The 10,256-nt window shown below is 61.6% G+C and carries 11 protein-coding genes; 6 read left to right on the forward strand and 5 right to left on the reverse strand.

Features of this window, described 5'->3' with window-relative positions; translation table 11 throughout:
- Window positions 1-237 precede the first annotated feature (237 nt).
- Complete coding sequence (locus tag ACPQ6D_RS23430; RefSeq protein ID WP_423226789.1) at window positions 238-615, reverse strand: transposase; 378 nt, start codon at window positions 613-615, stop codon at window positions 238-240.
- A 150-nt stretch (window positions 616-765) separates the two neighbouring features.
- On the opposite strand from ACPQ6D_RS23430, the gene ACPQ6D_RS23435 reads away from it, so the two are divergent.
- The 3 genes from ACPQ6D_RS23435 to ACPQ6D_RS23445 all read left to right on the forward strand — a co-directional run bounded on the left by ACPQ6D_RS23435 (window position 766) and on the right by ACPQ6D_RS23445 (window position 3,315).
- A complete protein-coding gene (locus ACPQ6D_RS23435; protein WP_423226779.1) occupies window positions 766-1,737 on the forward strand; it encodes a carbohydrate kinase family protein in 972 nt (323 codons plus the stop codon).
- A complete protein-coding gene (locus ACPQ6D_RS23440) occupies window positions 1,715-2,653 on the forward strand; it encodes a pseudouridine-5'-phosphate glycosidase (protein WP_423226780.1) in 939 nt (312 codons plus the stop codon). The genes ACPQ6D_RS23435 and ACPQ6D_RS23440 overlap by 23 nt, the downstream gene beginning before the upstream one ends.
- A gap of 65 nt (window positions 2,654-2,718) precedes the next feature.
- Window positions 2,719-3,315 (forward strand): YdeI/OmpD-associated family protein, encoded by a 597-nt coding sequence (locus ACPQ6D_RS23445; protein ID WP_423226781.1) that lies wholly within the window; start codon window positions 2,719-2,721, stop codon window positions 3,313-3,315.
- A 102-nt stretch (window positions 3,316-3,417) separates the two neighbouring features.
- Here ACPQ6D_RS23445 and ACPQ6D_RS23450 read toward each other — a convergent pair whose 3' ends face one another.
- Entirely contained in the window at window positions 3,418-4,113 is a 696-nt protein-coding gene (locus tag ACPQ6D_RS23450) for an RloB family protein (protein WP_423226782.1), read from the reverse strand.
- The gene (locus tag ACPQ6D_RS23455) at window positions 4,100-5,383 is read right to left on the reverse strand and encodes an AAA family ATPase (protein WP_423226783.1); all 1,284 of its coding nucleotides are present in this window, start codon (window positions 5,381-5,383) and stop codon (window positions 4,100-4,102) included. Before ACPQ6D_RS23455 ends, ACPQ6D_RS23450 begins: the two co-directional genes overlap by 14 nt.
- 230 nt (window positions 5,384-5,613) lie before the next feature.
- On the opposite strand from ACPQ6D_RS23455, the gene asnS reads away from it, so the two are divergent.
- Window positions 5,614-6,954 (forward strand): asparagine--tRNA ligase, encoded by a 1,341-nt coding sequence (gene asnS, locus ACPQ6D_RS23460; protein WP_423226784.1) that lies wholly within the window; start codon window positions 5,614-5,616, stop codon window positions 6,952-6,954.
- 9 nt (window positions 6,955-6,963) lie between these two features.
- Window positions 6,964-8,040 carry a glycosyltransferase family 4 protein gene (locus ACPQ6D_RS23465; protein ID WP_423226785.1) on the forward strand — a complete coding sequence of 359 codons (1,077 nt, stop codon included), beginning with the start codon at window positions 6,964-6,966 and terminating at the stop codon, window positions 8,038-8,040.
- Here ACPQ6D_RS23465 and ACPQ6D_RS23470 read toward each other — a convergent pair.
- A complete protein-coding gene (locus tag ACPQ6D_RS23470) occupies window positions 8,034-9,290 on the reverse strand; it encodes a pyridoxal phosphate-dependent aminotransferase (protein ID WP_423226786.1) in 1,257 nt (418 codons plus the stop codon). The two genes, ACPQ6D_RS23465 and ACPQ6D_RS23470, sit on opposite strands and share 7 nt — an antisense overlap.
- Complete coding sequence (locus ACPQ6D_RS23475) at window positions 9,287-10,003, reverse strand: YceI family protein (protein ID WP_423226787.1); 717 nt, start codon at window positions 10,001-10,003, stop codon at window positions 9,287-9,289. The genes ACPQ6D_RS23470 and ACPQ6D_RS23475 overlap by 4 nt, the downstream gene beginning before the upstream one ends.
- A 72-nt stretch (window positions 10,004-10,075) precedes the next feature.
- On the opposite strand from ACPQ6D_RS23475, the gene ACPQ6D_RS23480 reads away from it, so the two are divergent.
- A partial coding sequence (locus ACPQ6D_RS23480) for a hypothetical protein (RefSeq protein ID WP_423226788.1) occupies window positions 10,076-10,256 on the forward strand: 181 nt, incomplete at its 3' end.

A 10,256-nucleotide genomic window follows, 5' to 3' on the forward strand; every position in this document is an offset into this window, starting at 1 on the left:
GTCGCAAGACAACGAATCGCCTGCGGGAGAGTGTTGCAGAATTGAGGTGGAGCGGCGGCTGAGGTGCTTTGCAGAGCCTCTGATTTCGTGTTATGGTAAGTAGTGCTTGGTGGTGAGGGGTGTGAGGGGTGTTTTCGGGTCAATTTACGCTTCAGAAAGGGCCAATCGCCCGATTTTCCGCATCGCCCAGGCTTCTTGTGCATCCTTCGCCGGTCGAAGGGCGCACTCCGCCCTTGGTCAGGGTGTAGATACCGCGGGGGGAGTTTGAGGCTGGCGCTCCAAGCGACGAATCCACTGGCGGAGGTTGAAGGCGGTGGCGCACATTTTGGCCTGGTAATCGCACATCACCCGGCCACGGCGCCGACCGCGGCGCGCCCCATGGTAACGGACGAGATTTGCGATGATGCGCTCAATGGTCGAACGCAGCTTCAGGTCTTCACGGAACTGGGGGGTTTGGGCATAGGTGCGCGCTTTGGCAAGCGCAGAGCGATGATCGCTGATGAAAACCTGGCGCATGTGCGATGCAGGCGCCTCGTCGCCGCGACATTGAGCGAACAACGGACAGCCCTTGCACTGCGCTGGCGTGAAGCGAAAGCTGCGCCCCTCTCCACATATGGGGTATAATCAGGTGCGGTAAGGGCGAGCGGTCGTTCGCCCTTGCGATCAGCCACCCGCAGCTTGACGCGCCACAACAAATCAGCGAGATGAGGGATGGTACAAGCTGATCAGCAGCTCAGGCGCTGACAATGCCCTGGGGAGGGTGTTATGCGTGAACGAAAGAGCCAAGTCCTGGATGACGCGGGGTATGTCACCGTGGTCGGAGGCGCCAACATAGACATCTCCGGGGCGCCATTCAAAACACTGAAACAGAGGGACTCAAATCCGGGCCTGGTGACCTCTTCTGCTGGAGGCGTGGGCAGGAACATCGCCGAGAATCTAGCGCGCCTGGGTGTTGCCGTGAAGCTCCTCACCGTGGTGGGTGATGATGTCTATGGAGAAAAGCTCCTCGTGGACACCCGGCGATCGGGGGTGGACATCGAGTACGTAAGACGGGCGCCCGGTGAGTCAAGCGGGATCTACCTGTCGGTGCTGGATGAGAACCGAGACATGGCGGTGGCGGTATCCTCCATGGCGATACTGAACAGGCTGGATGCAGGCTACTTAAGAGAGAATCGGGAACTCCTCGCAGGAGGAAGGCTCACCGTCTTCGACGCCAACCTGACCCTGGAGGCTCTGGACTATGGGACAAGCCTGATCACAGGCCAGAAGAAGTACCTGGATCTGGTTTCGGTGACGAAGGCGCTGAAGGTGAAAAGCCTGTTGGGGCGCTTCTACTGCATCAAGCCCAACCGATTGGAAGCTGAGGCGCTCACCGGCCTCAGCGCAGCGTCCCACCCTGGCCTCAGAAGGAATGCCGAGTATTTTCACGAAGCGGGCGTAGCCAAAGTCTTCATCACGCTCGGCGCCGAAGGCGTCTACTTTAGCGATGGCGTCGAATGTGGCATCGTCAGGGCCATGGCCGCGCAGGTCGGCAACGCCACCGGGGCCGGAGACGCCTTCGTGGCCGGCATTTTGCACGCCGAACTCGCGGGCCTCAGCACGGCCGAAGCGGCTGTGTTTGGCACAGGCGCGGCGCTCCTGGCTCTGGCAGCGGGAGACGCCGTCAGCCAAGCCATCAGTCCGGAAACCATACGGGAAATCATGGAGGGAAACTATGAGCTACGGCAAGCAGTTTGAACAGTATCTTGACAGAGCACCAGTCGTACAGGAGGCCCTGGCGCAGGGCTTGCCCGTGGTGGCCCTGGAGTCCACCATCATCTCTCACGGCATGCCCTATCCGCAGAACGTGGAGACGGCGCGCCTGGTGGAGGAGACTGTCAGGCGGCATGGGGCGGTCCCGGCCACGATCGCCATCATCGGCGGTCGGCTGAAAGTAGGTTTGACCCCGGAGGAGCTCGAGCATCTCGGCAGCGCCGCCGGCATCATCAAGACATCCAGAAGGGACCTGCCTTTCGTGGTGGCGGGGCGGAAGGATGGGGGCACAACGGTGGCAGCCACCATGATCGTGGCCGACCTGGCCGGAATCAGGGTTTTTGCGACCGGCGGCGTCGGCGGCGTGCACCGGGGGGCGACGACCTCCATGGACGTCTCGGCCGACCTTGATGAACTCGCCGCGACGGATGTGGCCGTGGTCTGCGCCGGCGTGAAGTCTATCCTGGATATTGGCCTCACCCTGGAGTACCTGGAGACCAAGGGCGTTCCCGTCATCGCCTACGGCGTCTCCGAGTTTCCTGCGTTCTACACGCGGGAAAGCGGCTTCAAGGTTGACTACAGGCTGGACAGCCCGGAGGAGATCGCGGCCGTCCTGAAGGCGAAATGGGATCTGGGCCTGAAAGGCGGCGTACTCGTCGCCAACCCCATACCCGCCGAGTTTGCCATGGACAAGGCCGAAATAGACGCCGCCATTGAGCAGGCTGTTCAGGAAGCCGCGGCGCTCGGCATCAAGGGCAAGGAGGTATCGCCTTATCTCCTGGGCCGGGTGAAGGATCTCACTGGCGGCGACTCGCTCGAGTCCAACATCCAACTCGTTCTCAACAACGCAGCGCTGGCCGCCAAGATCGCCGTGAGCTTTGTGGGCCGGCGCGCAGCCTGATGCCGCTGGCGAGGCTGGCAGGGGCCAGCGGCCACGTGACTTTACCTGCGGAGGGCGACTCCAAAATGACCCCGCAACCGGTGAGCGCAGCCTTTGATACGTTCGCGCCAGCCACGCGCGCAGCCTGGCGCGCGTGGCTGGCTGAGCGCCACGCCAGCTCACCCGGCGTCTGGCTCATCATCCACAAGAAGAACAGCCCCGGACCCGGTGTGACCTACGAAGAGGCCGTGGAGGAAGCGCTCTGTTTCGGCTGGATTGACAGCAAGACAGCCGCGCTGGACGCGATGCGCTTCAAGCAGGTCTTCACCCCACGCAAACCGCGGGGACCCTGGGCGAAGAGCAACAAGGAGCGGGTGACGCGGCTGATCGAGCAAGGGCTGATGACGCCAGCCGGTCTCGCGGCGATTGAACTCGCCGTGGTGAACGGGGCCTGGACGGCCGCGGATGCCAGCGATGACCTTGCTGTGTCCGATGATTTTGCGGCCGCGCTGGCAGCCCATCCCGCGGCCGAGCGGCATTGGCATGGCTTCAGCGCATCGGCGCGAAAGGGCATCCTCTACTGGATCGCATCGGCGAAGCGGCCAGAGACGCGCGCCCGGCGCATTGCGCGCACGGTGACACTGGCCGAGCAGAACATCCGGGTGATGTTCGACCAACCCTGAACGCTGCGCATTGGGCGGGGGCATCGTACTGGGTAAGAGTCTGGCCGCATTATACATCCGCCTGGCATTCCCGCGCCGCTGCTTCCCGAAAACTCCTCCCACCTACCTTAAATGCTGGCGGCCACTCGAGCTCATCTCAATCATTTCTTCCACCAACAAGTGTACTTGCGTGGATGGGTTCGGGAAACGCTGTTCACCTTGGGGATGGTTCTCGAGAATATTCCTGGCATGCTGCAACGCCATCGGAGTAGACGGAAGCAGCTTATCGAAAACCGACATGGCGGCTTGATAACCTGGAATGTGGCGTCTCAAGTATTCTTTGAGCTCGTCGCCGTCAGCAAACGGACGGGTAGTGCGCTCAAAATGCAAGACATACCAAAACTCAAAGGCCGGGTTGGAGACAGCCAGATGAAAACCATTTTCATCTGCGACCTGCACTGCCCGATCAAACGTTTGATTATGGCGCGGGTTTTCCACATCAAACACACACCAAACGGCATCGAACTCGGGAAGATTGGCGCCGCGGACCCGGATATCCTGCTGTCGCTTCTCGATCTGTCTCTGGGCTTCGTTCACCAAGCTGATCGGCGCGCCGAAGCGGTCTTTGATCTTGATGCTGATGGTAGGCAGCTTGAGATGGTTCCGCAAGCTGGCAAAGTAATTTGGTTCGGTTTCTCCCCCTTCACAGACGATCAAAATGCAGCGGCCAGGCGAACGGCTGCCTGGCCGGCGATCATAGGAAGTCATTGCCCGTTCGTGCCGGCGCAGTTTGTGGCTATCCGGTCTACGCTTGGACATGCTGCGCATCTCCCCACAGCGGTTCGCCCAGAAAGGGAATCGCGCCATAACGGCCAAGCAAATAACCCTTGGCCAGCGCTTCATCCTTACGCGGGCTGTAGTCGAGCAGGGGATAAAGGTGCGAGCAGCCCTGGCGGTCTTTCTCCACAAACCAGATCTGGTCGCGCCGGAACAGATCGTTGTCCATCAGCGTGGTGTCGTGGGTATTGAAGATTAACTGGGCACCTTTGGGATTGGTCTGGGGATTATGGAACAACTCAACCAGATCACGCACCAGCAGTGGGTGCAGGCTGGCATCGAGCTCGTCCACAAACAGCGTCCAACCCTTTTCCAGCACTTCCACGAGCGGCCCACCTAAGGCAAACAGGCGCTGCGTACCATTCGATTCCTCTTTTAGCGGCAGTGCTACTTCAGCCTCGGTCCCGACAGGGTGACGCATGAAGACATCCAGGTGTTTTTGGTTGATCAACTGGTTACGCAGCGCGGCGGGCAACTCCTCAGGCAGATCTTTTTCGGTATAGGTTTCCTCACGTACTTCGAAGCCCGAAATACCAAAATCGGCAGCGGCCATGAGGCGGCGCATGCGCTCCTGCGTCGGTTCATCTTCTCTGGCGCGAGCAGCTGAGTAGCTATGAAGGTAAGGACTAAGCTCATCCGCGCCAATTACCCGTAGACTCCTCTGGAACCACTCAAACACGCGCTCTAGCTGACGGTGATTCAGTTTAGCCGCATTCGATAGAAAGAGCACGTCTGGCCGAGTCAGTTCGGCCACCTGGTTGTTTTTGCCTTTTAGGTTGCGCCCGAAGTACCAGGAATGTTCGGCGCTTCCGGCCTGTTCTCGTTCAAACCAGGTTTGCGGCAGCCCCTTGGGATACGCCACCAACCACTCGCGCACCACCTCCCTTGCCGTCACATGAAAGCCGTACTGATAACGTACTTTCTGGCTGTCAATAAACGTGATCTCAAACTCAGAAGGGGCCGTATTTGGTTCCGTAACCAACAGAAACGGAGTTACCTCGATAAGACTGTTCAGTTTCCGCTCCATGGATGTATTGACAAGCCTATCCACAAAACCAGCGGCCGCTATCAAGTTCGATTTCCCGGCAGCATTCGGGCCGTAGACGACTGCGCTGCGCAGCAGACTGCGCCCGCCGAACTCAGGAGCAAGAACGGTGTTTTCGAGAAGGGTCCTGTCCGGGCTTGCTACCATTGATAGGATCGCTTCTTCACGAAAAGAACGAAAGTTTTTGATTCTAAACTCGACTAACATGACAGCACCTCGATAGGGGAAGGAAACAATTATGCAAACAAAATGAATTTCTGCTCACTATCTTACATGAAATTGTTAAATATGTCAATAGAATTGCATCCTTTTTTGCGTCCATAGACATTGGTTGTTTGAATCAGTATAGCAACGGCGCAAGGTCTTCTTCTACGACAGATCCAACGGCGGTGGTATAATATCCAGGACTTATGCACAGCATCCATGAGGAGAAAAACATGCCCATCGTTCGTATCGAGAATCTGAAAGACCATGCCGGCGCGCAGGTGACGCTGCGCGGCTGGCTGTACAACAAGACCGACAAGGGTCGCCTGCAATTCCTGCAGGTGCGCGACGGCAGCGGCATCTGCCAGGCCGTTGTCTTCAAGAAGAATGTCAGCGAGGCCGCGTTCGACGCTGCGCGGCGCCTGACCCAGGAATCGTCCCTGATCGTCAGCGGTACGGTGCGCGCCGAAGAACGCGCGCCCGGCATCCCCGGTGGTTTTGAGCTGGATGTGACTGACCTGGAAGTGGTGCAAATTGCGGATGAATACCCGATCAGCCCCAAGGAGCACGGCGTCGAGTTCTTGATGGACAACCGCCACCTGTGGCTGCGCTCCAGCCGCCAGTGGGCCATCATGCGCGTGCGCGCGACGATCATCAAGGCCATTCGCGATTGGCTGGACAGCAACGGCTTCATGCTCGTAGACACGCCGATCCTGACGCCGGCCGCGGGCGAAGGCACGACCACGCTCTTTGAGATTGACTACCACGGCACGCCCGCGTTCCTGGCGCAGACCGGCCAGCTCTACAACGAAGCCAACATCTTCGCCTTCGGCCCGGTCTACTGCTTCGGCCCCACCTTCCGCGCCGAAAAGAGCAAGACGCGGCGCCATCTGCAGGAATTCTGGATGGTGGAGCCGGAAATCCCCTTCTGCACGCTGGAAGAGCTGTTGGAAGTTGAGGAGCAGTTCGTCAGCTACATTGTGCAGACCGTGCTCAAGGAACGCGCGGTCGAACTAAAAGTGCTGGAGCGCGACATCAGCCATCTGCAGAAAGTGGCCGCGCCGTTCGAGCGCCTACACTACGATGACGCCGTCGCCATGATCAACGCCGCCGCGGCGCAGGGCATCACCGTACCGCCCAACGACGATCCGCTGACCGCCATCACCTGGGGCGACGACTTTGGCGCGCCGCACGAAACCTACCTGACGATGCAGTTCGAGAAGCCACTGTTCGTCCACCACTTCCCCACCGAGGTCAAGGCGTTCTACATGGAGCCAGAGCCAGATCGGCCCGAAGTCTGCCGCAGCGCCGACCTGCTGGCGCCCGAAGGCTACGGCGAGATCATCGGCGGCAGTGAGCGCATGAGCGATCCGCAGAAGCTCATGGCCGCAATCGAGAAGCACAAGCTGCCGGCCGACGCCTACGACTGGTACGTCCAACTGCGCCAGTACGGCTCCGTGCCCCACAGCGGTTTTGGCCTGGGCGTCGAGCGCACGGTCGCCTGGATTTGCGGCCTCGATCATGTGCGCGAAACCGGCGCCTTCCCCCGCATGTTGAACCGCTTGCAGCCGTAGGCCACGCTCTTGCCATTCATTGCGGTCTTTCTGCTGGCATTTGGATTATCCCTGGCGCTGACGCCGCTGGCGCGGCGCTGGGGACTGCGCCTGGGCATGGCCGACGCGCCCGCGCCGCGCCGTATCCATACCGGCACGCTCTCGCGCCTGGGCGGACTGGCGCTGTTCGCGCCGTTTCTCCTCACCGTGCTGGTGACGTTGGCCTTCCCCGCCTTCTTCCCCGCCAGCGCCGATCCGAACGAATCCACGCGCCTGCGCGGTTTGCTCGTGGGCAGCACGCTGGTCTTCCTCTTTGGCCTGCTGGATGACCGCCTGCAGCTCCCAGCCTGGCCCCAGGCCGTGGTGCAGGTCGCGGCCGGTTTGATCGGCATTGCCAGCCTGATCTTCATCAAGCACGTCAACAACCCGTTCACCAATCAGCCCTTTGGCGGCGCGGAGGGCTTTGCCTGGCCCATCGTCTGGCTGCTGACTCTGTTTTGGTTTGCCGGCATGATGAACACGGTCAATTGGCTGGATGGACTCGACGGCCTGGCCGCGGGCGTCGCCGCCATCTTCTGCCTGGTGGTGGCCGGCCATATGCTCTTCCGCGCGCAGCCGCCGCAGACAAGCGTGGCGCTGCTGCCGCTGGCCCTGTTGGGCGCGGTGCTCGGCTTTCTCCCCTACAACTTCAATCCGGCCAGCGTCATCATGGGCAGCTCCGGCGCGTTCTTCCTCGGCTTTGCCCTGGCCAGCCTGGGCATCATGGGCGGCGCACGCGTCGCCACCGTGCTGTTGGTGCTCGGCCTCCCCATCCTCGACGTCGCCTGGCTGATCTGGCGCCGGATGCGCCGGGGACAATCTCCCTACCAGTCCGCGCGCGACCACCTGCACCACCGCTTGCTCGACCTGGGCTTTAGCCAGCGCCAGATTGTGCTCGCCTACTATGGCTTCTGCGCGCTCTTCGGCGCCCTGGCGCTCTTCATCAACGCGCGCTTGACCAAACTGCTGGCCCTGGGCGCCTTGGCCATCTTCGCCATCATCGTACTCTGGTGGGCGGCCGAGGCCAGGCCGCGGCCGCGGCGGAATGGGGATTCAGACGCTCAGTAGGCTTCCAGATAGGCGCGCAAACGCGGTAGATGCGCGGCCAGCCTGTCGGGTTCGGACAGGAACGAGAGGACGAGACTGGGCATGGGCATATCGTAATACCAGCCGGGGTGGGTCAGGATGCCGGTTTCCAAGAGCAGATCCAGCGCCAGGTGCTCATCGTTGCGCGTCAGTTCGCTCACATCAAGCGTGAGGTAGAAGCCCCCGGCGGCCGGCGTGACGCGGAAACGATTCGCGCCGGCCAGCAGCTCGTGCGCCAACGCCGCGCGGGCGGCAATCTGCTGCCGGTAGCTGGCCAGGAACGCCTGTCCCTGCGCCAGCAACGCGGGCGCGGCCCACTGAATCATCTCATGCGTCGCCAGGAACGTGTCGGCGATGGTTTCCAGCGCGGCGACAGCCGTCGCGACCAGGGCCGGTTCGCCGCTGACGGCAATCCAGCCGAGCTTGACGCCTGGCAGAGCCAACATCTTGGAGAACCCATTGAGCGTGAAAACCAACGGCGCCGCATGGTTGGCCGACTTCGGCGAGGCTTCGATGAGCGGCTCGACTGAGCTCGCCGAAGTCTCAGCCGAATCGCTCAGTCGAGCCGGCCGGTGATGCTGGCCCGCGCCAAAGATGAACTCGCAGAAGACTTCATCGGCAATGATGGGCAGACGGTGAGCCTGCGCCAACGCCACGAGCGCCTCCACCTCGGCCGCGGAGGCCACATGGCCGGTGGGGTTGTGCGGCGAGATCAGGACGATCGCGCGCGTGCGTGGGGTGACAGCCGCGGCCAGCGCCGCCGTATCCACAGCCCAGCCGGTTGACGTGCGCGCCAGGGGATAAGGCGTCAGCGTGACGCGGCACAGCGCGGCAATGTAGTCGAACAAGGGATAGGACGGCTGCGGCGTCAAAATTTCCTGGCCGGGGTCCGCCAGCAGTTGAAACAGATACCAGTAGGATTGGCTGGTGCCTGGGGTCAGCAGAATCTGCTCCGGGTCGAAGCGCGCGCCCTGGGCCGCGTAATAGGCGCTGATAGCCGCACGGGCGACGGCCTGCCCTTTGGGGTGGGGATGATAGAGGGCCGCGGCCGCTTGCGCCTGCTGCAGCGCAGTTTGCAAGATGACCGCGGGAAATTGCAGGCCGTGCTGCGTGGGATTGCCGTTGATCAGATCAATCAACGGCCGGTTTGACGCCCTGACCCGGGCTTGCGCCTGGGTCAGGGCGTTGGCCGCGCCGCTAAACTGCGCGACGAGGCCCGAAAAGAGGGTCACGCCCCCGCCAGCTGCAGCTGGAAGTCGAATTCCAGCTTGATCGTGTCCTGCACGCTGAGCAGAACCGGTACGCGCGGCTGCGTCAGGTTGAAATCCTTGAACGTGAAGCTCGTGGCGGCTGTACCGGAGAGCTTATCGCCCTCACGCGTAATCGTGATTTGCCAGGTCACTGGCCGCGTGACATCGCGGATGGTCAGATCGCCGCTCAGCTCGAACGTGCCTTGACCAGACGCCGGCAGGGGCGCGGGCAGGCCATTGGCGGCCGTGGGCACGAAGACGGCGGTGGGGAAGCGGTTGCTCTGCAGCACATTGCTGGCCACATAGCCATCGCGGCGGCCGGAGTCGCTTTTGAGGCTCGCCAGGCCAATGACGAAGCGCGACTGGTCAGCCAGCACCTTGCCGGCCGCGTCAACGGTTAGCGTACCGCTGACGTCCTTCGTTGCGCCGATCGCGTCACTGGGCAGATCGCGATTGGCCAGTTGTTCCCGCACGCGGTAGCGAGCCTCATTCGCGCCGGCTACGGTCACGAAGCGCAAGGCGCCTCCGGCCGGCATCGAATCGCCCGGGGCGGCTGCGGTGGGGGCGGCAGGCGTGTTGGCGGCCGCCGTCGTGGGGGCCGCGGCCGGTGTGTTGGCGGGGGGAGCGCCTGCGCAGCCGCTGATGAGGGTACTCATCAGCACAACCAGCAGGCCGAGGGCTATCGTACGTCGCATCTTCTTTCTTCTCCTATCGGTCATCATCCGTATGGTGGGCGTGTTCACGACAACGGGAATCTCTTCCTTGATATGTTCACCGAACGATTGGTTATATTACGGGATGGCGGGTTGTCTGACTGTAAGCCAACTCGTGATGGCGCACGCGACCACAAAAAGCGGTCTTTTCATCGTCAGGCAGATCAGGCGCAGATTGGCAGCTTCTTTGCGGTCTTTGTGATCTCTGCGGATAACTATTCAGGCATCCTGCGCC

The organism is Candidatus Amarolinea aalborgensis, from assembly GCF_900491745.1.
GTDB classification, from domain to species: Bacteria; Chloroflexota; Anaerolineae; order SSC4; family Amarolineaceae; genus Amarolinea; species Amarolinea aalborgensis.